Origin of the sequence: Thalassospira sp. A40-3, assembly GCF_015871485.1 — a bacterium.
GTDB classification, from domain to species: domain Bacteria; phylum Pseudomonadota; class Alphaproteobacteria; order Rhodospirillales; family Thalassospiraceae; genus Thalassospira; species Thalassospira tepidiphila.
Window position 1 is genome coordinate 2395647 of the sequence record NZ_CP065428.1, and the last position, 23371, is coordinate 2419017.

Below are 23371 nucleotides of genomic sequence, written 5' to 3' on the forward strand. Positions count from 1 at the left end.
CGAAAATATAACACCTGACCTAGAAGGAATTATTGACCTATCAATGAAAAATACACCCAAAACATCATCCAACCACACCGCAATATTCAACACGAAGAAACATTTGATAGATAAGTACGGGAAAGACAATCGAGAACGATTTTATATCGTATACGAAAAAAGTTAACTCATAGAACACTAAGGCGTTGTTTTTTTTCGGAAAATAATAAAAAACCAACATTTGTGCTTTTTATTCATCACGAATTTAGCGTTGGAAGTGGACTGTGCATTTTTCAATGAACCACAAATCTATTTTGTGGTTCTGAAATCAAAAACATGACGGTAAATAGACCATGACAATGCTACTTGAAGTCGAGAATAAAAAGCCTGAGCAAGTTCAAGACTTTCCAAAAATCGAGGAAGCGCTACGCGGATTGAAAAGCTATGGCCCTCAATCGTACGCGAGCTTGACGAAACCGGATGGCTCATACCTGCAAGTAGCTGGCGGTGGAGTTACTTGCATAGTGGAAATGCGTGACAAACCAAGCGATAGGCATTGGCGAGCACACCTTGACGCAGCAAAGGTCCCATTCAAAGAACAACAGACTCTTATGTTCGGTGGAGGCCACATGGCTATGGAACCTGATGAGATACTGTTCATTGAAGATGTTGTTACGATTTTCAAAGCATTTTTTGAGTCTAAGTCGTTCCCCAGAGACATAAAGTGGCGAGATATGTCTCGGATATTCCGAGATTAATGTTCACCACATTTAATGACTGAAAAATGAAACGTTACAGTGCCATTTTAGTCATGTTCCGAACTTGGATTTTTTCAATGAAAAGTAAGCATAAGCAAGCAGGATGTCCGGTATGTGGATATGCGGATTTTGTGCCATTCGACAACTGTGGATTTACCACATTCGAAATATGCTGTGCTTGTGGATCTCAATCTGGATACGATTACTCAGAGAAAAGCAATCAAGCTGATTTCTTAAGATTGAGACGATCATGGGTAATTGACCGCAGAGCGGAATGGTGGAGCCCATCGCCAGCTCCAGATGGTTGGGATCCTCAAGAGCAGATGAATAAAGCTGACTTTTCAATTTAGTCAAACGGTTGAAAGTTTGCTCTTATTGCACCCAATGCAAAAAGGCATCTGACCACAAAGATGGGAAAAGGGGACAGTCCCGCCTTTTTTTTTCACAGTCCCCTTTTTTCTCTTAAACAAGTCTCATTTGCCCCATTTTGAACCAAGCCCTCACGATCAAGGCATCTTCAACTTCGTATAGTCCGATGACATCGACTTCCCCCTTTCCTTCTGGAAAATTCCTTGTGACAGTTTCGTAATCAACCACAAGATTTCCAACAACACTCCTTGAGTGCAAATGTCCGTGAAGGTCTGGTTCGCGAAACCGTTCCTCATGTCTTAAACGGATTTCATCTTGCCCTCGCGCGAGAAGTGTCGATGGGAAAGAATAGTATTCGCAATCTGGAGCCCACCATTTCAAAAACGCATCGATATCCTTGGCATTGTAAGCTTCCAATTGGCTTCTGACTGGCAAGATCACTCTGGCTGTATCACTGTTCGGCATGGCAGATCCCACTCTCTAACATTTTAGGAAACAAGTTTTCCCTCAATCAGGCTCGGGCAGCCCCCTTTTTTATTGCAAGCTGATCAGGCCATGCGCCCTATGCCTTGAACTTTTTCTTTTTGAAGATGATCACCAGCAATACAACGCAGATGAGCATCACCAGTATTTCGATGAGGCCGCGTGTGGCACGTCCATCGATAAGTTCAAGTGAGATGTTGCTATCTCCAATTGAACCCGGCTCGCGTTCGCGTGCGATAAAATACAGCCTGATAAACATGCCGGTCACGATAGAAGTGGCGATGATATCGATGCCAACCAACACCGAGAGAACAATCACACCAGCCTTTTTATAGATCGGTTTGAAGAACTGCCATACGACCAAAACCAACAAAACAATTGCGGATATTGATGTGATCATCGTCACCCTGTCCCGTGTTAACATGTTCGAATAACAAGACAATATCGGAAACCGAACATGACGACTATTCGATCTTTTGGGTGGTAACGTACCCCACTCAAGGGCATGTCAGATCAGCCTTTTGATCAGCCTTTACCAAGCCCTTTCGGAGCGTAATCACAGCGGACCACAAAGGGGACTGTCCCCTTTTATACTTTTATAGTCATGTGATGCTTGAACGTGTGACGAGAAAACGAAAGGCAGCGCTGATTATTGCGCTGCCTTTCTTTTTTGGGCCTTGCCCTGCCCCCAATGTTGCGTTGTGCGGTTCGAGATTCCCGCCTTCACGGGAATGACGGCGTGGGGTGTTGGCAGGTTTCGCCGGTCTGATCAGACCGGCTTTGAGGTCACCAGATTCGACTTATGCCGTGGCAAATATTTGCCATCGCCCTTTTGGCCGGTGACTTCGCCGTCCTTGACCACGGTTTTGCCGCGGACGATGGTGTGGACGGGCCAGCCTTTGACCTCCAAGCCTTCATAGGGGCTGTAGTCGCAGCCCTGTTGCAGGATGTCATTGGTGATGGTGACGTTTTTGTTGGGATCCCAAAGGGCCAGGTCGGCGTCCGAGCCAATGGCGATTGTGCCCTTTTGCGGGTACATGCCGTACAGTTTGGCGTGGTTGGTGGCGGTGAGTGCGACAAAGCGATTGAGGTCGATGCGGCCCTTTTGCACGCCTTCGGAAAACAGGATCGGTAAACGCGTTGCCACACCGGGGATGCCATTGGGGATCCAGCGGAAGCTTTTCTTGCCCTTTTCATTGAGCTTGCCTTCCGGGTCGTTGAAGCGGAACGGGCAATGATCAGATGAGAACAGGTCAAACACGCCGCGTTCCAGACCATCCCAACAGGCGTCCTGACTTTCCTTGTCACGTGGCGGCGGGGAGCAGACGAATTTGGCACCCTCGAGTTCATCCTGATCAAGGTCATCTGCCGTCAGCATGAGATATTGCGGGCAGGTTTCGCCAACGACCTTGGAGCCGCGCACACGTGCGCGTTCGATTTCTTCCATCGCCTGCTGGTTCGACACATGGACAATCACAATCGGAGTATCGACGATTTCGGCCAGTGACAGCGCACGATGGGTGGCTTCGCGTTCTGCCGCGATGGGCCGCGTCGTGGCGTGGGATTTGGCGGAGAATTCGCCAGCGGCCTCGTGCTGGCCGATCAGGAAGCGAATGGCGTCCTCGTTCTCGCAATGGACCAACACGAGTGCACCGGTATTGCGCGCGGCATCAAGCGTATCGAGGATTTCATCATCGCGCAGACGCAGGTTTTCATAGGTCATGAAGACCTTGAACGAGGTATAGCCGTCCTCGACCAGGGCCGGGAGTTCCTGCCCCAGAACCGAGGGCGTCGGATCAGTGACGATCAGGTGGAAGGCCACATCAATATGGCAATTGCCATCCGCCTTGGCATGATAGACATCGAGCGAATGACGCAGGCTGTCGCCCTTTTCCTGCATGCAGAATGCGAGGATCGAGGTATTGCCGCCGATGGCGGCTGATCGGGTGCCGCTTTCGAAATCATCGGCCATGACGATGCCATCGCCGGATGGCTGATCAATATGCACATGGCTGTCGATCCCGCCCGGCATAACGTAAAGCCCGGTGGCATCAACGATGTCGTCCGCGCCGGTCAGGGCATCGGCGATGGCGGCAATTTTGCCATCCTTGATGCCAAGATCGGCAACATAGGTGTCGCTGGCGGTAACGATGGTGCCGTTTTTGATGATGCGGTCAAACTGCATGATGTGGCCTGCCCCCTTATTGATCGGTCGCGTCAAGCAGGCGGTCAAACGCCGCAGTCAGACGGTCCACCTGTTCAATCGTGTTGTAGTGCACCATCGACACACGCAAAACGCCAGCATTATCAGACAGGCCCATATATTCGACCAGACGGCGCGAATGGAAATCACCAAAACGAATGGCGATCTTTTCGCGGTCAATGATCTTGCAGACGTCCTCGGCATTGCGGCCATCAAAGCGGAACGCAATGGTCGGGATGCGCGTGCCGTCGCGATTGTCATCCTGCCCGACGATGACGCAATCATTGCGACCCCGCAGATAGGTCAGAAGACGTTCGGTCAGGGCATTTTCCTGTGCGGCGATGGCATCATAGGCGGCGACGATTTTATCGCGCACGGTGCCGGTGCCGCCTGCCCTCTCACCCAGCTCCGTCAGGTAATCGACGATACCGCAGACCGAATAGGCCATTTCATAGCTGGGGTTGCCGGCCTCAAGCTTTCCGGGGACTTTGTCCTTGCCGTAGAAGTAGTGATAGAGCGTATCAAGTTCGAGCAGCAGGTCATACTTGCCATACATCATGGCCCCATGCGGGCCGTATGTTTTATAGAGGCTAAAGACGTAATAGTCGGCGTCAAAACCCTTAACATCCACCGCGCGGTGCGGGGCATAGGCCACGGCATCGATACAGATTTTGGCACCGTTTTTATGGGCGTAATCGGCGAATTCGCGGATCGGGTTGATTTCGCCAATGATGTTGGACACGTGCGTGACGCAGACCAGTTTGGTCTTGTCGCTCATCGCGGCCTTGAGGCCATCAAGGCTGAGACGGCCGGTTTTCACATCCGGTTCCCAGAAACGGATGTTCACACCGAATTCCTCAAGCGCGACCCACGGGCCGATATTGCTTTCATGATCGCCGATGGTAACGACAATCTCGTCGCCCGGTTTGAACTGGCTGCGCATGGCGCGCGCGAGGTTTTGCAGCAATACCGTGGTCGAGGCGCCGAAAATGATTTCTTCGGGGCGGTTGGCGTTGACCAGCTGGGCGGCGGATTTACGGGCATCCAGAAGGGCTTCGGCCGCCTTTTGCGAGACTTCGTAGGAGCCGCCGATCTGCACATTGCGCTCGATCAGAAACGCATTGATGCGGTCCAGCGCCTTGGACAGGATTTGCGATCCGCCGGCATTGTCAAAGAAGGTCCAGCCATTGGCGAGGGCTGGAAACTGGCTGTGGACATAGTCCATATCAAGGGTACGTTGATCTGCCATTGAAGGCATCCTCCGGTTGATTTGTCTTTTATTCTAATGGTCGAGAACGGCGTGGAGGAAGTTCCTTGTGCGTTCTTCTTTGGGCGCATCGAAAATTTCGCTGGGCGTTCCGGCCTCGATAATCGCGCCGCCATCCATGAACAGGACGCGGTCCGCGACCTGACGGGCAAAGCCCATTTCATGGGTGACCACGACCATGGTAACCCCGGTCCCGGCGAGCTTTTTCATGACATCGAGAACCTCGCCGACCATTTCGGGATCAAGGGCGGAGGTTGGCTCATCAAACAGAAGCACGCGCGGTTCCATGGCAAGGGCACGGGCAATCGCCACACGCTGTTGCTGCCCGCCTGAAAGTTGGGCCGGGTATTTATCGGCCTGAACGGAAATGCCGACACGTTCCAGCAGATCGCGCGCACGTTTTTCGGCGTCGGCTTCGGACATTTTGCGGACCCGGATCGGGGCCAGCATGACATTGCGCAGCACGGTCATGTGCGGGAACAGGTTGAATGACTGAAACACCATGCCGACTTCGGCCCGGACCTGATCCAGATCTGGACCGGGACGCACCGGAATGCCATCAACGGTGATTTCGCTGCCGTCCTCGAACGGTTCGAGATGGTTGATGCAACGAATAAGCGTTGATTTGCCAGAGCCCGAGGGGCCGACAACGCACAGCACTTCGCCTTGCGCGATATCAAGATTGATGCCGTGCAGGGCGACGAACTGGCCATAGGTCTTGCGCAGGTTGGAAATTTTGATCAATGGCGCTTTCATCAGCTTCTCCCGCGGCTAAAACGTTTTTCAAGATGCGCGACATAGCGCACCATCGGCAGAAGCAGGATCAGATAGATCACGGCAGCGCCAATCAGCGGCGTCGGGTTGGCGGAAAGAGCCTGTGCCTGGGTCGCCTGTTTGAGCAGGTCGGGCATGGCAACAACCGATGCCAGGGCGGTGTCTTTGAGCACATTGATGCAGTTATTGGTCAGCGGCGGAATGACGATGCGGATCGCCTGCGGCAAGATGACATCGGTCATGATATAGCGGTTGGAAAGGCCCAACGCGGCGGATGCTTCAAACTGGCCCTTGGGGATGGCTTCGATCCCGGCACGGAAGATTTCGGCGGTGTAGGCCGCGGACACCAGTGTCAACGCGGTGACGGCCGAGAAGAAGGGTGACAGCCTGATGCCGACAAAGGGCAGCGCGTAATACACAATAATCAGCAACACCAGAAGCGGGATCGAGCGGAACACATCGATATAGGCCCGCACAAGCCCGGTCACTACCGGCCCGGCATAGAGCCGCAAAACGGCCAGAAACAGGCCACCGATCAGACCGGCAATGATGCTGGTTGCGCCAATCCCGATGGTGACAAGCAGGCCGTTCATAAGCTGCGGCAGGCTTTGCATCAGGACGGGAATGTTAAAGAAAGTCGAAAATAAATCCATTTTACCACCAGGTCAGGTTGCCCCGCCGACGACACCGAAAAAGGATTGGCATCGTCGGCAGGGATGATCAGCGATATGCGCGATTATTTAAGGGTCGGCATATCCAGGACCTGAACGGTCGAGGTGGTGTCTTCTGGCGTTGCGCCAAACCAGGTTTCATGCAGACCGGCGATGAAGCCTTCTTTTTTCAGTTCGGTGATAACGTCGTTAACTTCGGTTGCGAGGGCTGCATCCTTGTTAAACATGATCGAATATTTTTCACCGGTGGTGATGCGCTCGACTACTTTAAGGGCCGGCTTGTCCTTGACGTAATAGAGCAATGCCGGAATGTCGCTTACGTAACCGTCGATACGACCGGCCTGCAGATCAAGCATGGCTGGCGACAGGCCCTCGTAACGGCGGACATCGGCAATGCCGTATTCGCCGCCATTTGCGGTGACCCACATATCACCGGTGGAGCCGGTATCAACACCGACAACCTTGCCATCCATGGTAGCCAGGCCGGTGACGCCGCCTTCTGCGGTGGCGGTCAGGGACTGGTCACTGTCGTAATAGGGCTGTGCGAAGGTCACAGACTCAAGGCGCTTGTCGGTGATGGTGATCGAGGAAACCGCCATGTCGATGCGGCCCGACTGGACAGCCGGGAACAGGCCGTTGAACGGGATGTTGACGAACTCGACCGATTTGCCGAGGCGGTTGGCGATTTCATTGACGAGATCGACTTCGAAACCGACCACGGTGCCGTCAGCTTCTTCGAATTCCCACGGCACGTTGCCGATATTGGCACCAACGGTCAGGTCTGCTGCGTTTGCGGATGCCAGTGAGGACACGGCAAGAACGCCGCCAACGACGCTGGATGTCAGAAAGTTGAGAAACTTCATTATGATTTCCTTGTGTTTTTAGCCTACCCTGAGATACTTCTGGTCTAACTGGTCAGACCAGTCAGGCCAGACAAACATATTTGGATGATACGTGCAAGATTGTTTGTGCAAAAATGAGTCAGATTTGCTTTGATACCGACAACTGAGCAAAAAATACGCAAGAAGGACACGAGGGAATGTTCAACCGCACGCCGCTGCCGCAAACGGTCGCACGCCAAATTCAGGACATGATCCAGAACGGGGAACTCACCCCGGGCGACAAAATTCCATCCCAGCGCGAATTCGCGCAGAAATTCGGCATTTCCCGGGCTTCTTTGCGCGAGGCACTTCTGACACTTGAAACACTTGGCCTGATCAAGACCGAAGCCGGGCGCGGCACCTTTGTCACCGACCCCGCCAGCCGCGCCAAGGCCGACATGGCACCGTGGCGCTATTCGGAAAGCCACAGTGTTTTTGACGTGTTCCAGACGCGCATGATCCTGGAAAGTGAAATCGCCGCCCTTGCCTGCGGGCGCCTGACAGCGACCCAGCTTGAGGCGATGGAAGACGCGACCAACCGCATGGAAAAATGCTGGGCCGAGCAGGACCTGATCGCCAATGTCGAGGCTGATCTGGAATTCCACGCAACGATTGTTGAGGCATGCTCCAACAGCATGATGCGCGAACTTTATCAGGCAGTGCGCGACAAGATCACCGAAACCCAGCGCCAGCCAATCCCGATCACCGACCCGGAACGCATGCGCGCATCCATCGGCGAACACCGCAAGATCATCGCCGCCCTGCGCGACAATGACGCCGAACGCGCCCGGCGCGAAATGCAGGCCCATGTCCGCAACACCGCACGCTGTGCCGGTTTGCAAACCTGACCTCCTCCACCGCCTCTATTAAAGAAACGGCAGCATCTTGGTGATGTGATCGGCAAACGCGTCCGTGGCCGGGCTTGGATTAATCTCGGATTTCAGGACGCGCAGGCCCAATTTCGGCAAGGGTGGTAGCGGCGACTTCAGGATGAAGAGGTCACTCGGTACCGCCTTTTGCATCATCACACTGATCGCCAAGCCCGACCGGGTCACCGCAATCAGACCCGCCAGGCTGTTGCTGGCATAGGCGATTTGATAGAGCAGCTTGGCCGCGTCCATCGCATCACGGGCGGATCGATGATCAAGGGCGTTGGCGGCGGCCAGTGCAAGGGGGATCGGGCTTTGCGGGCCGGTATTCTGGTTGAAATCATGCAATTCCAGCGTCGGTTTGCTGCCGACCCAGGCGAGTTGTTCGGTCCGGATAAAGTCACCGCCGGGCGCGATGTCCGGGGTGGAGACCAGTGCCATGTCGATCTGGCGGGCATGCAGGAGTTTTTGTAATTCCGGCGTCGGGGCCGACACCACCCTGATTTCGATATCGCGGTGGATCGCGCCAAAACTTTTGAGCAAGGCCGGGAAAAAGGCGATCAGGTAATCTTCGGGGCAGCCAAAGGTGATCGCACCGCGCAATCCCTGATCGGAAAAGCTTGAGACCGCATCATCATGCAGACGCAGGATGCGTTCGGCATAACCAAGAAACCGTTCACCCGCCCCGGTCAGCCGCACCCCACTGCCCGAACGATGAAACAGGCTTTGGCCCAGCGCATCTTCAAGGCGCTGGATCTGCATGGTGACAGTCGACTGGGTGCGGCCGACCTGAATGGCGGCGGCACTCAGCGTCCCGGCATGGGCAGCCCGAACAAAGGTTGTCAGCAGTTTGAGATCAAGCAGCGCCTGCATGCGGAGCTCCGTCCATTACAGCCATCAATATTTTTGATATCGGAGTGCAAGCATTATCAATTTTACCGCTTTCGCGCCACAAGATAGGCTTTTCCCATCAAATGTTTGGACCAGCACAGGGAAAAGACCATGTCACGCAACGACGATGCCGCCTTTTGGCAAAGCGCCAACAACCACCTGATCCGCTATGGCAGCCCGTTTGATCCGGCGATCATTGAGCGCGCCAAGGGATCATACGTTTATGACGCCGATGGCCGCGCGATCCTTGATTTTACATCCGGCCAGATGTCGGCGGTTCTGGGCCATGGCCATCCGCGCATTGTCGAGACCGTACAGCGGCAGGTCGAAACCGTCGCACACCTGTTTAGCAGCATGCTGACCCGGCCTGTGGTGGATCTGGCCGAGCGGCTGGCCGCCCTTGCACCGGGATTGGAAAAGGTTTTGTTCCTGTCGACCGGGGCCGAAAGCAATGAGGCCGCCATTCGCATGGCGAAGCTTGTCACCGGCAAGCATGAGATCGTGGCGTTTTCCAAAAGCTGGCACGGCATGACCGGGGTGGCGGCATCGGCGACCTATAGTGCCGGGCGCAAGGGATATGGCCCGGCGGCCGTCGGATCCTTTGCCATTCCGGCACCCAATGCGTTTCGCCCGCGCTTCAAGCATCCGGACGGGTCGCTTGACTGGCAGACGGAGCTTGATGATGCGTTCGAGCTTCTGGATGCGCAATCGACCGGCAATCTGGCGGCGTTCGTCGCCGAGCCGATCTTATCGAGCGGCGGGATCCTTGAACTGCCGAAAGGTTACCTCGCAGCACTCAAGAAGAAATGTGAAGAGCGCGGGATGCTGCTGATCCTCGACGAGGCGCAAACCGGCATCGGGCGCACAGGCGACATGTTTGCGTTTCAGCGTGACGGCGTCACCCCCGATATCCTGACATTATCCAAAACCATCGGGGCGGGATTGCCGCTTTCGGCCGTCATGACCACGCCGGAAATCGAGCAGGCCGCCTATGAAAAGGGCTTCCTGTTTTACACCACCCACGTGTCCGACCCCCTGCCCGCCGCGGTTGGCTTGACGGTGCTTGATGTGGTGCGTGACGAGAAGCTGGTCGCACGCGCAAGCCAGATGGGCGCGCAGCTTTTTGAGGGGCTGTCCGCGATCAAGGATCAGTACCCTTGCGTCGGGGATGTGCGCGGGCGCGGGTTGCTTTTGGGGATGGAGATCATCAAGGAGACCGGTAATCGCGAACCCGATCACGACATGGGTGCTGCCATCATGGCCGAGGCGTTCAAGCGCGGGCTGAGCATGAACATCGTCAAGATGCCCGGCATGGGCGGCGTGTTCCGCATTGCCCCGCCACTGACCATCAGTTCCGAGGAACTCGATCAGGGCATTTCGATCATTGGCGATGCCGTGAAGGCGTGCGTTGCGCGCTAGCAGCTATCAGCCTCTCGCCCCTCCCCTTGTGCCACCGCACGGAAAACGGCCTCCTGATGCCTCGGGACGCCGTTCTTTATTCTAGTCCTTGCGAAGCGTGATCACGGTGAGTTCTGCGGGCACACCGACCCGGATGGCGAAGCCCGGCCATTGGGCGGTGCCGTTATTGACGTAAAGCTGCATGCCCTCAATGTCATACATGCCCGATACAAAGCCGCCATTGAGCATGGCAACGATATTGTCAAAGCCCCATACCATGCCGCCGTGGGTATGGCCGGAAAGTTGCAGATCGACACCCAGCGGTGCGGCATCGCGGGCCATTTTCGGTTGATGATCAAGCAGGATCACCGGGGCATTTTGCGGGCGACCTTCCAGCGCCTTGGCGACATCTGGTTCAGGGCGATCCGTGTTGCCGGCGCGAAGGTCGGTAACACCGGCGATGGTCAATTGCCCCCCATCGCGATCGAGAACGATATGGTCGTTTTCAAGCGTGAGCATATTGAGCCCGCCATAATGGCGCATCCAGTTTTCATAGCCGAAATAATATTCGTGATTGCCCGGAATGGTGATGATCCCGTCGCGCGCGCTCAGATCAACAAGCGGTTGCACATCATCGTAGCGCAGCGGCAATTCACCATCGATCAGATCACCGGTGATCACGATCAGGTCCGGCTCAAGCGCATTGGTTTTTTCAACCACCTCTGCCACCCACGGGCGTTCATAGAGCTTGCTGATATGAAGGTCGGTCAGCTGAACAATGCGATAGCCATCAAAACTGTCAGGCAGGTCGCGGATGGTGACATCCATTTCCTTGACGTCGGGTACGCGCATGCCCTCTGCCACGCCAAAGCAGGCCAGTGCGATGGCGGCAAAGGACATGACGGTGCGCAGGATTTTGGGCGGGTGCTGCTTGCGGCGCAGGATCACCCAGCGCAGCAAAAGACCGATCAGGTCATAGGCCAGCTGGAACCACACCAGGAAGAAAATCACGCCGAATGCCACGTTGATCGCGACAACAATCGGCTGCGGGAATTCCGGCAAGAACATGCTGCCAAAGGCAATGCGGGAATACAGATGATGCTGGGAGCCGATCAGCAAAAGCACGCCAAAACTGATCTTTGCCCAGCGCGGCCATGCCAGATAGCGCACGTGACGCACAAGAACATACAAACAGGCAAGAGCGACATTGATGTGAAAAAACAGCACCGGACAGATAATCCTATGAAAACAAATGAGGCGTCGCGCAATATAGCCGAAACGAGCGGAACAATCGCAACCATTCACTTAAACGTCTGAAACAGGTGATTGGTTTTCAAAAAAGATTGCGCAACATCAAAGCCCGGCCAATCTCGATCATCTAGGATCATTCCAGAGAGTGTTGCGTTGCACAATTGCAAGAGCAATACTCGTTGAAATTGTTGACCAAGTCGTGCTGTGCCCTGTCCCTGCGCCCTGCCTTGGTCCGCCCCGTTGTCGGAGAATGGAATGAAAAGCTTGCGTGCCGTGTTGATCGTTCTTGTGGGGGTTGCCGCAGCCGCCGGGGGTGGATATGCCTATTGGCAGTCACAGCAATCAGATCTGCCTGACTATATCGCATCGGGCAATGGCCGGATCGAGGCCGAGGAAATCCGGGTGGCGACCAAATATGCCGGCCGGGTCGAGGAAGTTCTGGTCGAGGAAGGTGATCAAGTCACCGCAGGTCAGGTCATGGCCCGGATGGACACCGCCGAACTGGTTGCCAACCGTGCGCGTGCCCGCGCCGAGCTTGCCAGTGCCGAACAAGGCATTGCCGAGGCAGAAGCCCTGATTGTTCAGCGCGAAAGCGAGTTATCTTTTGCCGAGCAACAGCTTTCGCGCGCCGAGGAACTGGTCAAGAACAACAACATTTCACGCGAACAACTGGATCAGAGACGTGCGGATCGCAATGTCGCAAAAGCAGCCCTTACCGCAGCCCAGGCGCGTCTTGTCAGTGCACGCATGAATGTCTCGGCGGCATCGGCCGCCCTTGAGGGCATTCAGGTGCAGATTGATGATTCGGTCCTGAAAGCCCCGCGCGATGGCCGCGTGCAATATCGCCTTGCCGAACCGGGCGAGGTTCTGGCCGGTGGCGGCCCGGTCATCACCCTGATTGATCTGACCGATGTCTATATGAATGTGTTCCTGCCGACCCGTCAGGCGGGGTTGGCCTTTGTTGGCAATGAAGCGCGGATTGTTCTGGATGCCGCCCCCAGCTTTGTCATTCCGGCCAAGGTATCGTTTGTCGCCGATGACGCGCAATTCACCCCGCGCGAGGTCGAAACACGGGCCGAGCGCGATAAATTGATGTTTCGCGTCAAGGTGCGGATCGACCCGGAATTGCTGGCCGAGCATATCAAACGGGTGAAAACCGGCCTGCCGGGTGAGGCCTATATCATGTTGGCTGATCATACCGACTGGCCGGAGGCGTTCACCCCGAATGTGCCTGATGACGCCACCCTGCGTCAGAAAACGCAATAGAGCGCACCCAGATGGTGGACGTCACCGAGAACAGCAATAACACCGGCACTTCCCGCAAGACATCTGAAGTCGCCGTGCGGCTTGAGGATGTCACGCTGCGATATGGCAAGGTGGCCGCCCTTGACGGGATCAGTCTTGAAATCCCGGCCGGACAGACCGTGGGCTTTATCGGCCCGGACGGGGTTGGGAAATCAAGTGCGCTTGCCCTGATTTCGGGTGCGCGCAAGGTGCAGGACGGCACGGTCGAGACGCTTGGTGGATCGATGAAAGACGCCAAGCACCGCAACGCGATCCTGCCGCGTATTGCCTATATGCCCCAGGGGCTTGGCAAGAACCTTTATATGGACCTGACGGTGCGCGAGAACCTTGAATTTTTCGGCCGCCTGTTTGGCCAGGGCAAGCGCGAGCGTGATGAACGCATTGCAAGGCTTGTCGCCGCGACCGGACTTGATCCGTTTACCGAGCGCCCGGCGGGCAAGCTCTCGGGGGGCATGAAACAAAAACTTGGGCTTTGTTGTGCTCTGATCCATGATCCCGATATTCTTATTCTCGATGAGCCGACCACCGGGGTTGATCCGTTGTCGCGGCAGCAATTCTGGCAATTGATCGATGCCATCCGCCAAACCCAAAGCGAGATGACGGTTCTGGTCGCCACCGCCTATATGGATGAGGCGGCGCGCTTTGACCGGTTGATTGCGATGAATGATGGCAAGGTGCTGGCGACCGGCACAGCGGACGAGATTTTGAAGCGCACCGGGACGGATACGCTTGAGGCCGCGTTTATCGCGCTGTTGCCCGAGGAAGAACGCCAAGGCCATCATGAGCTGAACATTCCAGAACGCACCATTCATGGCGACACGCCAGCGATTGTTGCCGAACATCTGACCAAGAAGTTTGGTGATTTTACTGCCGTGGATGATGTCAGCTTCCGGATTGAAAAAGGCGAGATTTTCGGGTTTCTCGGCTCCAACGGCTGTGGCAAGACCACGACCATGAAGATGCTGACCGGGCTTTTGAATGCATCTGAGGGCACGGCTGAGCTGTTTGGCAAGCCGGTCGATGGGCAGGATATCGCGCTTCGCAATCGGGTTGGCTATATGAGCCAGGCCTTTTCGCTTTATTCCGAACTGACGGTGATGCAGAACCTTGAGCTGCATGCGCATCTGTTTCATTTGCCCAAGGACAGGATCAAACCGCGGATCGAGGAACTCTCAAAACGGTTCGGATTGGGACCCTATCTTCATGATCTGAGTGAACGTTTGCCGCTTGGTGTACGTCAGCGATTGTCGCTGGCGGTTGCGATCATTCACAGCCCGGAAATTCTGATTTTGGATGAGCCGACATCGGGTGTTGATCCGGTCGCCCGTGACGGGTTCTGGGAATCGCTGGTCGAGCTTTCGCGCGATCAGGGAGTGACGATTTTCATTTCCACCCACTTCATGAACGAGGCGGAGCGGTGCGATCGCATATCGCTGATGCATGCCGGCAAGGTTTTGATCAGTGATACGCCGAGCGCCATCACCAAGGGACGCGGCTGCGACACCCTTGAGGACGCGTTTATCAGCCATCTGGAAGAAGCGGAAGGTCCGGATGGAGCGGAGGGCCCGGATGGAGCGGAGGGCTCGGATGGCGCGAATGCAGGCGCGCCAGACGCCCCTGCCCCCGCAGATGCGCTTGCCACAGATGACGATGCCAAGGCCAACTGGAAACCGGCGCGGGCATCGCTGTTCAGCTTCCGGCGCTTATGGGCCTATTCCCTGCGCGAAACGATGGAGCTGGTGCGCGATCCGATCCGGTTGATGTTTGCCTTGATTGGCACCGCGATCCTGATGCCGGTATTTGGCTGGGGCATTACATTTGATGTTGAGAACCTGACCTATGCGGTGCTTGATCGTGACCAAAGCGCTGAAAGCCGCACCTATATCGAAAACCTTTCGGGATCGCGGTATTTCGAGGCACAGGAACCGTTGCTGAGCAATGACGAGCTTGAGGCACGGTTGCTTTCGGGGGACATTGCGTTGGCGATTGAAATCCCGCCCGGTTTCGGGCGCGATGTTGCGCGCGGTGACAGCCCGGAAATCGGCGCGTTTATTGATGGATCGATGCCATTTCGCGCCGAAACCATTCATGGCTATGTCGAAGGTATCCATAACCAATATCTGGCAGAGCATCGCAAACGCGACGTTGGCAGTGCCGATTCAGGGCAGCCGATGCGCATTGAAACGCGATACCGCTATAATCAGGATTTCAAAAGCATCTATGCCATGGTGCCATCGGTTATTGCGTTGCTTTTGATGTTTATTCCCGCCGTCCTGATGGCGGTTGGCGTGGTGCGCGAGAAGGAACTGGGATCGATCACCAACCTTTATGTCACCCCGGTTTCCAAGCTTGAGTTTTTGTGGGGCAAACAGTTGCCTTATATCGGGTTGGGCCTGATCAACTTTGTTCTGATGACGGCGATGGCGCTGTTCTGGTTTGAGGTGCCGTTACGCGGTAATGGCCTGACGCTTCTGGTCGGTGCGATCCTGTTTGTCACCGCCACCACCGGATTGGGGCTTTTGATTTCGTCCTTTACCAGTACGCAGATCGCAGCCCTTTTTGGCACCGCGATTGCGACCATGGTGCCGTCGGTGATGTTTTCAGGGATGATGCAGCCGGTCTCTTCGCTTGAAGGCGCGCCGGTGGTGCTTTCGACCATCATCCCGACATCGCATTTCATGTCGATCAGTGTCGGCACCTTTACCAAGGCGCTTGGCTTTGCAGAGCTTTATCCCGAACTGATCAGCCTTCTGATCTTTTTCCCGGCATTGACCGTGCTTTCGATGCTGCTTCTCAAAAAGCAGGAGGTGTAAGGATATGCTTGGCAGACGAATCAGCAATATCTATCGCCTTGGCATCAAGGAGCTTTTCAGCCTCAGACGTGACATGGTGCTTATGGCGCTGATTGTCTGGGCGTTTTCCTTTGCGATTTACAACGCCGCCACCGGCTTTTCGCATGATTTGCGCCGTGGATCGATTGCCATTGCCGATCAGGATGGATCAGCCCTTTCGCTGCGCATTTCGGATGCGTTTCTGGCCCCGTATTTTCAGGAACCGGTCCGCATTGCCGAACGCGACATTGACGCGGCGATGAACAGTGGTGAATTTACCTTTGTGCTGGTGATCCCGCCGCGCTTTGAGGCCGATGTGGTTTCGGGCCGCGATCCGGAAGTGCAGCTTAACATCGATGCCACAGCCATGATGCAGGCCGGGATCGGCCAAGGCTATGTCAGCAACATCATCGCACAGGAAGTCTCGACCTGGTTGGGCGGCAAATCGGCCTGGGCCGGGCAGAACCGGTCTGATGCCGCCCGCATCGTCACCCGCTATGCCTATAACCAGAATGTGCAAAGCGAATGGTTCACCAGCACGATGGAGATCATCAATGCGATCACCATGCTGTCGATCATTTTATCGGGTGCCGCCCTTATCCGCGAACGCGAACATGGCACGATCGAGCATCTTCTGGTAATGCCGGTGGATCCCTATGAAATCATGCTGGCAAAGGTCTGGGCCAATGGGCTTGTGATTTTGATCGCCTGCATGCTGTCGCTGATTTTCGTGGTCGAGCTGGTGCTGGGCGTGCCGATTGCCGGATCAAAGCTTTTGTTCATGGGCGGTGTGGTGATTTATCTGTTCTTTGCCACGGCGCTTGGCATTTTTTTGGCCACCATGACGCGATCCATGCCGCAATTTGGCCTGTTGTTCATTCTGGTGGTGCTGCCCTTGCGATTGCTTTCAGGGGGCAGCACGCCGCTTGAAAGCATGCCGGAAACGCTTCAGAACATCATGCAATTCTCCCCCGCCACACATTTCGTCAAATACGCGCAGGCGATCCTGTTTCGGGGTGCCGGTATTGAGGTGGTTTGGCCGGAATTCCTGCTGGTGTTTGCAATCGGGGTTGGCTTTTTTGCCTTTAGTGCGCTTCGGTTCAGAAAGAGTATCGCGCAGATGCGATAAACTTTGGTCCGGACACACAAAACCCCGCACGGGAACCCGGCGGGGTGGGAATGGTGGGCCTAACAAGACTCGAACTTGTGACCTCTCGCATGTCAAGCGAACGCTCTAACCAACTGAGCTATAGGCCCCTATGGGTTTGAAAGATGGTGGGCCTAACAAGACTCGAACTTGTGACCTCTCGCATGTCAAGCGAACGCTCTAACCAACTGAGCTATAGGCCCGCAAATCCATCTTTCGAAAGACCGAGGCTTTGTAACCAAAACACCGGTCTGTGCCGTTTGCGTCGGCGAGGCGGTATTTAGCCCAAGGCGGACCTTGGCGCAACCCCAGAAATGGTTTTTTGACAAAAAATGTTCATCAAATCCGTGGCAATTCCCATATGCTAGAAGATAGTATGATAATGGATCGCAAGACGCACGACGAAGCCCAAATCCGTGTCATAAGGGATGGACATTACGAAAGACAATGAACCAGTTGCCTTCGGAACTCGCCTCAACTGGCCCCGCCACCGTTATCCTGCCACCACGGCAAACCCTGCCGGTGGTGTTTGCATCCCCGCATTCAGGCCGCCATTACCCGCAGGATCTGATTGAACGGGCGCGCATTGGCGCGTTTGAGCTGCGCGCATCTGAAGATGCCTTTGTCGATCAGTTGTTCACGGCCGCCCCGAAACTGGGTGCACCGTTGCTGTGTGCGACATTTCCGCGCGCCTATGTCGATGTGAACCGGGCCGCCATGGAACTTGATCCGCGGATGTTTGATGGCGATCTGCCCGATGATAACGAAATCAATTCGATGCGCGCCCTTTCGGGGCTGGGTTCCATCCCGCGCGTGGTCAGCGGCGGGGTCGAGATATACAAGACCCGCCTGCCCGCCGAAGAAGCGCTTTCGCGGATCGATACCTATTACCGGCCCTATCACACGGCGTTGCAGAAGCTGATTGATCTGACGCGGGCGACATTTGGTTATTGCATCCTGATTGATTGCCATTCGATGCCCGGGGATTCGTGCGACAGCGCAAAAAACCGCGTTGATCTGGTGCTTGGCGATTGCTATGGAAGTTCCTGCCACCCGTCATTGACGCGGTTTGTGGACGATTGTTTTCGCGATATGGGCTTTGCGCCCGCGCACAATGATCCATATGCCGGGGGTTATTGCACACGCCATTACGGTCGCCCGCAAGAACATGTGCACAGCCTTCAGATCGAGCTTTCTCGAGCGCTTTATATGGATGAAACGACAATCAGCCCGCATCGCGGATTTGACACCCTGCGCGATCAGATGACCGATCTGATATCGCGCTTTCATGATCTCGACGGGAACCCGTTCTAATGAGCAATACCATCGATACCAGTGACGTTTTAAGCGATCTGGTCATCCGCGATGCAGAACCCGAAGATTTTGAACGGATCACCGAGATTTACGGCCATCACGTGCTGCATGGCCTGGCATCCTTCGAGGAACGCGCCCCTGAAATCGCCGAACTGACATCGCGCTGGCAACATGTGCGCGAACGCGGCCTGCCCTATCTGGTGGCGGATGTCGATGGACGGGTTGAGGGATTTGCCTATGCCGGGGCCTACCGTACCCGCCCGGCCTATCGTTTCACGGTCGAGGATACGATTTACATCGCGCCCGAAGTCGTCGGCAAGGGGGCTGGCAGTGCGTTGCTTGCGGAGCTGATCAAACGTGTCACCGCCCTTGGCTATCGCCAGATGATTGCTGTGATCGGCGATAGCGCCAATGTCGCATCGATCGGGCTGCATGCGCGGTTGGGATTCCGGGTGGCCGGCACGCTTCAGTCGGCGGGCTTTAAAATGGGCCGCTGGGTCGATAGCGTGATCATGCAGCGCGGATTGGGCGACGGGGATGGCAACATCCCCGATAGCAATCCAACGCGCGAAAAATAGCCGAAAAGAGGTCCAAAGGGATTTTAAAGGGCGCTTCCTGATTTTGCCGGGCAGCGCCCTTGGCGTATCTGCGCGCCGCGATTACCCAAAGTTGATTTGCACCGCACCATTATAACAATTCCAAAACACATGAGATGTTCAGGCGCTGAGCAGATGCTTTAAATTGGGCTAACCGGCTGAATTCAGGCAAAAAAGAAGGCCGCCTGTGACAGCGGCCCAAGTCTAGGGAGGAAACGTCCAAGAAACGAGCGACAAGTCGCTCGCCGGAATGCACTGCGTCCTACCGCAGCGCACAAATGAACATTACCCATTCACCGGACAGGACGCAACAGCTTTTTGACTATTTTTTTGTCAGAAATATTACTGCTTCTTTTTTGTGCATTGTTTTGAGGCATTGCACCCCAAACGCCCGCAAATTTCACATCTCGCGGCTATTTTTTGATCACCGAAGAAAATGAAATTTTCGAAAAAGCTGAGAGAATCGACGCGAATCCGAACTGACCTGGCGTGAGCTCATGCCGATTCCACGCCTTTCCCCGGCCCGATTCTGCCTGCACAGGACAGGCCTCAACAGTGATCGAGGCTGGCATGCGCCGCCATGATGTCCGTCAGACAGCGTTTTATGGATCAGGAGAGATAACGTCGCGCCGGATGCATTGCGTTGGGCAGCAGAGCCCAATCCGAGGCGAGCTCAAAAGCAGGCAGCTAGTTTACGCTGCGATCAACCGAGGGGGCATTGGTGGTCGACGGGGACGCCAGAGCACTTACCGTATTGCGCCGCCCGGAATAGCCTTGTGCGACGAGATCATCGCGGTCCTGGCGTTTTTTGGCCTCGTACATGCGCTGATCAGCCAAGTCGATCAGGTTTTGCGGCAAGGCAATGGCATCTTCGATGCGTTCGGAAAGACCGACACTGGCGCGCTGCACCTGCCCGTTTTCAAGCTTTGCCAACCCCGGGGCCATGACACGTTCAAGCACCTCGACAGCGCGGGCACGGCCCAGTTCGGGCAACAGGACCAGGAATTCCTCCCCGCCCCAGCGCACAACCATGTCAGAACGGCGGAAACGATGGATCAGGTTATTGCCGACCTCGCCCAGAATGCGGTCGCCGTAATCATGGCCATAGCGATCATTGATCTGCTTGAAATCATCAAGGTCAATGAAGGCAACGGTATAGGGCACTTTCTTGCGCAGTGCGCCTTCGAAGCTGACCCGGATCATTTCCATGCCAAAGGCACGGGTATAACAGTTGGTCAGCGGATCAATGGCGATTTCATGGGCGGCGGTGACGGTGCGATAAAGCTGCACAAGGGCCGATACCAGCGCCAGCGGCAACAGGAATGCCAGCAGCATTTCAAACGGCACAAATCCGGTCGCAAGCCCGCTTTGCGCCACGATGACAAGCAACACAGCAAATGGCACTGAAAGAACGGCCGCCTCGACCAGGGTGACGGGCATGATGGCAATCATCATCACCAGACCGATCAGAAGGAAGCTGTGCGAACTGTGCATATAATCGGTTGCAAGCGGATCATTGCCAGCAAAGACACATAGCAAACTTGCCGCAACAATCAGCATCAGCATCGGCAGGTACGGAAAACGCCGACGCAAGCGCGCACTTACCGCGCGATTGGTGAGAACCACAAGCGCAACCCCCGCCACCAGAAGGCGCAGGATAAAGGTCTGCGACGACCACATTTCAGCGGCAAAGGCCCCGTCCCAGAACGGAACGGCAAGCGTCAGGACCAGAACGAAAAGGGCTGCGAAACGGGCGGTGAGCTGGATCGATTCCTTGCGGCGCAGATGCAGGAGCTCTGCATGCCGTGGCGTGTAGAGAAAATCCCGATAGCAGCATCGAAACGTCTTTTTTGACGGACTGCTATTTTCCTGAGGGCCTGAATCCACGCGAACCGCTCCAACCAGATTTAAGCGGGCCACACAGGCCCTTTATATAGATGTCTCATCGTTCCTTTATTTGGTCCAAGACACAACTATACATTAGGGTGGCGTCATGCAGCAGATGGGCCGAAATGGAGCTTTAAAACGGTCAAGACCGACCGCAAGATGTTGATTCGTAAACAAAAAGTTAACCTGGAACCCGCCATATCTGGCAGTGAAAAAATTTTGCCTTGTCTTTTCTACCTCAGGTCGAAAATTTGAGGGCCGGATTTTTACATTGAAATAAAAACGGCGCACCGGATTCCCGGTGCACCGTCTTATATCGCCCCGAAAACAGGCGACTATGCCGTTGTATAGCGTTTAGCCGAATCAGCCCCAGAGTTCGCGATCCGGCAGCCCCATCACACCGTTTTTAAACGTCAGAGCGTGATCGCGATCCTTGGCCATCCAGATCGGGCCATCCAGATCGACAATGCGCGACATCGCACCGGTGATCATGGCGGGCGCCATGGCAAGCGATGTTCCGACCATGCAGCCAGTCATCAGTTGCATGCCAGCCTTGGATGCGGCCTCGGCCAACTCAAGCGCGCCGGTAAGACCACCGGTCTTGTCGAGCTTGATGTTGATCATGTCATAGAGATTGGCCAGACGCGGAATGTCGGCCATCGTATGAACAGACTCGTCCGCACACAGAAGTACCGGGCAATCGATATCGATCAGACCATCATCCTGCCCGGCAGGCAGTGGCTGTTCGATCATCTCGACACCCAGACCATCAAGTTCGGCACCGATATCTTCGAGCAGATCAAGTGACCAGGCTTCGTTGGCATCGACAATGATGCGGGCCTTGGGCGAACCTTCACGCACAGCACGGACCGACTCAAGGACGTTTTCGCCATTGAGCTTGACCTTAAGCAACGGGGCATGGGCGATCTTGCGGGCGGCTTCGCGCATATTATCCGGGGTATCGATCGACAGCGTTTCGGCTGTGATCAATCCTTCGGGCGCCTTGTGGCCGATCAATTCCCAAACACGACGTCCCATACGCTTGGCTTCCAGATCCCAATAGGCGCAGTCGACTGCGTTACGCGCAGCACCGGCCTTCATGGCATCCTGGAGTTCCTTGCGGGTCATGCCACGGTCAAGGGCGTCTGCCTGTGCTTCGATGTCGGCAATGACACCTTCGACCGTTTCATTATACCGGGCATAGGGAACGCATTCCCCCTGCCCGGTATGGGTGCCGTCGCTGAGCGTCACCTTGACCACATGTGCCTCGGTCCGGGCCCCGCGCGAGATCTTGAAGACCTGTGCGAGGGGGAAGACTTCGGAAATCACAGTGAGTTTTGGCAACTTAGATCTCCTGCAGCTTGTCGACCAGCGACGCAACACCGGTACGGACCGGGTCAACAGCCGGAAGGCCGAATTCGGCTTCGATGTCAGCCAGAAGTTTCTTGGCTGCTGCGTCGTCAAGCGCCTTGGTGTTGATGGCAAAACCGACAACCTTGCAATCCGGGTTGGTCAGTTTGGCGTGCAACAGGTTGACGTCGAGGCAGGTTTTCAGATCCGGAAGCTTGTAACCCGGCAGACCACGCATGTGGGCACGGGTCGGCTCGTGGCAGACGACAAGGGCGTCCGGCTGGGAGCCGTGGATCAGGCCCATGGAAACACCGGCGAACGATGCGTGGAACAGGCTGCCCTGCCCTTCCATGACGTCCCAGTGATCAGGGTCATTGGCCGGTGCAATGGTTTCAACAGCGCCCGAGATAAAGTCGGAAATCACCGCATCAACCGAGATGCCTTCGCCGGCGATGAAGATACCGGTCTGGCCGGTTGCACGGAAGTCGGACTTGATACCGCGTTTTTTGAATTCGGCGTCGATTGCAAGGGCGGTGTACATCTTACCGACCGAACAGTCGGTACCGACGGCCAGAACGCGCTTGCCGGAACGTTTTTCACCGTTGCCGACCGGGACTTTGCCGTCGAAGTGACGCACGTCAAACAGGCTAACACCCTTGGCCTTGGCCGCATCGACCAGTTCGGGAATCGACGAAAGACGGGTGTGCAGACCATTGGCGATGTCCATGCCGGCATCAATGGCCGCCAGCAGGGTTTCCATCCATGCCGGACCAATGATCCCGCCACGGTTGGCAACGCCCAGCACGAGGGTTTTAACGCCGGCGGCCTTTGCCTCGGCGATCGACATTTCCGGCAGACCAAGGTCCGCCTGACAGCCCGGCAGGCTCATCTGACCGACGCACCATTCCGGGCGCCACTGCTTGATGCCGATTGCGGTTTTTGCAGCCAGTTCGTCCGGCGCGTCACCAAGAAACATAAGATACGGATGTGCGATTTTCATAATACCTCCTTGACCAGCATCCAAACGCTGCTCTTAAATATTGTGGCGCGACTATAGCGCAATCTGGTAGGATCGTTCCAGAGATATGAAACGATATCTTCGACGATCCAACCGAAAATTCGTCTATAATTCTAATAAACACGACAA

The 23371-nt window shown here is 55.5% G+C and carries 20 protein-coding genes and 2 tRNA genes; 8 read left to right on the forward strand and 14 right to left on the reverse strand.

The features are described from left to right. Positions 1-332: 332 nt before the first annotated feature. Positions 333-737, forward strand: a complete 405-nt coding sequence (locus tag IT893_RS10940; RefSeq protein WP_197145189.1) for a hypothetical protein — start codon at positions 333-335, stop codon at positions 735-737. 462 nt (positions 738-1199) lie between these two features. On the opposite strand, the gene IT893_RS10945 is transcribed toward IT893_RS10940, so the two are convergent. From IT893_RS10945 to IT893_RS10975, 7 genes are all read right to left on the reverse strand, one after another. Continuing rightward, the gene (locus IT893_RS10945) at positions 1200-1571 is read right to left on the reverse strand and encodes a nuclear transport factor 2 family protein (RefSeq protein ID WP_197145190.1); all 372 of its coding nucleotides are present in this window, start codon (positions 1569-1571) and stop codon (positions 1200-1202) included. Positions 1572-1668: 97 nt separating this feature from the next. Next, positions 1669-1989 (reverse strand): hypothetical protein, encoded by a 321-nt coding sequence (locus tag IT893_RS10950; RefSeq protein ID WP_197145191.1) that lies wholly within the window; start codon positions 1987-1989, stop codon positions 1669-1671. Positions 1990-2358: 369 nt separating this feature from the next. Then, positions 2359-3774, reverse strand: coding sequence for a dihydropyrimidinase (hydA, locus tag IT893_RS10955; RefSeq protein WP_197145192.1), 1416 nt, complete (start codon positions 3772-3774; stop codon positions 2359-2361). A gap of 16 nt (positions 3775-3790) precedes the next feature. Then, positions 3791-5041 carry a cysteine desulfurase-like protein gene (locus tag IT893_RS10960; protein ID WP_197145193.1) on the reverse strand — a complete coding sequence of 417 codons (1251 nt, stop codon included), beginning with the start codon at positions 5039-5041 and terminating at the stop codon, positions 3791-3793. A 33-nt stretch (positions 5042-5074) separates the two neighbouring features. Further along, positions 5075-5815: an amino acid ABC transporter ATP-binding protein gene (locus tag IT893_RS10965; RefSeq protein ID WP_305791399.1), complete on the reverse strand. Its 741-nt coding sequence runs from the start codon at positions 5813-5815 to the stop codon at positions 5075-5077. Then, positions 5815-6486 (reverse strand): amino acid ABC transporter permease, encoded by a 672-nt coding sequence (locus IT893_RS10970; RefSeq protein ID WP_008891419.1) that lies wholly within the window; start codon positions 6484-6486, stop codon positions 5815-5817. The genes IT893_RS10965 and IT893_RS10970 overlap by 1 nt, the downstream gene beginning before the upstream one ends. Positions 6487-6569: 83 nt before the next feature. Further along, complete coding sequence (locus IT893_RS10975; RefSeq protein WP_064780667.1) at positions 6570-7367, reverse strand: ABC transporter substrate-binding protein; 798 nt, start codon at positions 7365-7367, stop codon at positions 6570-6572. A gap of 176 nt (positions 7368-7543) precedes the next feature. Between IT893_RS10975 and IT893_RS10980 the strand changes: the two genes are divergently transcribed. Beyond that, entirely contained in the window at positions 7544-8233 is a 690-nt protein-coding gene (locus IT893_RS10980) for a FadR/GntR family transcriptional regulator (RefSeq protein WP_064780666.1), read from the forward strand. Positions 8234-8251: 18 nt separating this feature from the next. Here the strand turns inward: IT893_RS10980 and IT893_RS10985 are convergent, their stop codons facing one another. After that, on the reverse strand, positions 8252-9127 hold the full coding sequence (locus tag IT893_RS10985; RefSeq protein ID WP_197145194.1) for a LysR family transcriptional regulator: 876 nt from the start codon (positions 9125-9127) through the stop codon (positions 8252-8254). 129 nt (positions 9128-9256) lie between these two features. Between IT893_RS10985 and IT893_RS10990 the strand changes: the two genes are divergently transcribed. After that, a complete protein-coding gene (locus IT893_RS10990) occupies positions 9257-10564 on the forward strand; it encodes an aspartate aminotransferase family protein (protein WP_197145195.1) in 1308 nt (435 codons plus the stop codon). An 81-nt stretch (positions 10565-10645) separates the two neighbouring features. Here the strand turns inward: IT893_RS10990 and IT893_RS10995 are convergent, their stop codons facing one another. Next, entirely contained in the window at positions 10646-11770 is a 1125-nt protein-coding gene (locus tag IT893_RS10995) for a metallophosphoesterase (RefSeq protein WP_197145196.1), read from the reverse strand. Between the two features lie 279 nt (positions 11771-12049). Here IT893_RS10995 and IT893_RS11000 point away from each other — a divergent pair, with 279 nt between their 5' ends. Genes IT893_RS11000 through IT893_RS11010 form a run of 3 tightly spaced genes read left to right on the forward strand, consistent with a single transcriptional unit; the run spans position 12050 to position 17059 of the window. Beyond that, positions 12050-13060 (forward strand): HlyD family secretion protein, encoded by a 1011-nt coding sequence (locus tag IT893_RS11000; protein ID WP_197145197.1) that lies wholly within the window; start codon positions 12050-12052, stop codon positions 13058-13060. Positions 13061-13071: 11 nt separating this feature from the next. Next, positions 13072-15912 carry a ribosome-associated ATPase/putative transporter RbbA gene (gene rbbA, locus IT893_RS11005; RefSeq protein ID WP_197145198.1) on the forward strand — a complete coding sequence of 947 codons (2841 nt, stop codon included), beginning with the start codon at positions 13072-13074 and terminating at the stop codon, positions 15910-15912. A gap of 4 nt (positions 15913-15916) precedes the next feature. After that, positions 15917-17059, forward strand: coding sequence for an ABC transporter permease (locus tag IT893_RS11010; RefSeq protein WP_197145199.1), 1143 nt, complete (start codon positions 15917-15919; stop codon positions 17057-17059). 51 nt (positions 17060-17110) lie between these two features. Here IT893_RS11010 and IT893_RS11015 read toward each other — a convergent pair. After that, a tRNA-Val gene (locus IT893_RS11015) sits at positions 17111-17187 on the reverse strand. A 16-nt stretch (positions 17188-17203) separates the two neighbouring features. Then, a tRNA-Val gene (locus IT893_RS11020) sits at positions 17204-17280 on the reverse strand. A 244-nt stretch (positions 17281-17524) separates the two neighbouring features. On the opposite strand from IT893_RS11020, the gene IT893_RS11025 reads away from it, so the two are divergent. Both IT893_RS11025 and IT893_RS11030 read left to right on the forward strand, forming a co-directional pair. Then, the gene (locus IT893_RS11025; protein ID WP_008891410.1) at positions 17525-18391 is read left to right on the forward strand and encodes an N-formylglutamate amidohydrolase; all 867 of its coding nucleotides are present in this window, start codon (positions 17525-17527) and stop codon (positions 18389-18391) included. Beyond that, positions 18391-18969 (forward strand): GNAT family N-acetyltransferase, encoded by a 579-nt coding sequence (locus IT893_RS11030; protein ID WP_197145200.1) that lies wholly within the window; start codon positions 18391-18393, stop codon positions 18967-18969. Before IT893_RS11025 ends, IT893_RS11030 begins: the two co-directional genes overlap by 1 nt. A 705-nt stretch (positions 18970-19674) precedes the next feature. On the opposite strand, the gene IT893_RS11035 is transcribed toward IT893_RS11030, so the two are convergent. The 3 genes from IT893_RS11035 to dgcN form a co-directional block, all read right to left on the reverse strand. Next, a complete protein-coding gene (locus tag IT893_RS11035) occupies positions 19675-20874 on the reverse strand; it encodes a diguanylate cyclase (RefSeq protein WP_197145201.1) in 1200 nt (399 codons plus the stop codon). A gap of 363 nt (positions 20875-21237) precedes the next feature. Then, the gene (gene dgcA, locus IT893_RS11040) at positions 21238-22218 is read right to left on the reverse strand and encodes an N-acetyl-D-Glu racemase DgcA (RefSeq protein WP_008891407.1); all 981 of its coding nucleotides are present in this window, start codon (positions 22216-22218) and stop codon (positions 21238-21240) included. Between the two features lies 1 nt (position 22219). After that, positions 22220-23224, reverse strand: a complete 1005-nt coding sequence (gene dgcN / locus IT893_RS11045) for an N-acetyltransferase DgcN (RefSeq protein ID WP_008891406.1) — start codon at positions 23222-23224, stop codon at positions 22220-22222. Positions 23225-23371: the final 147 nt, after the last annotated feature.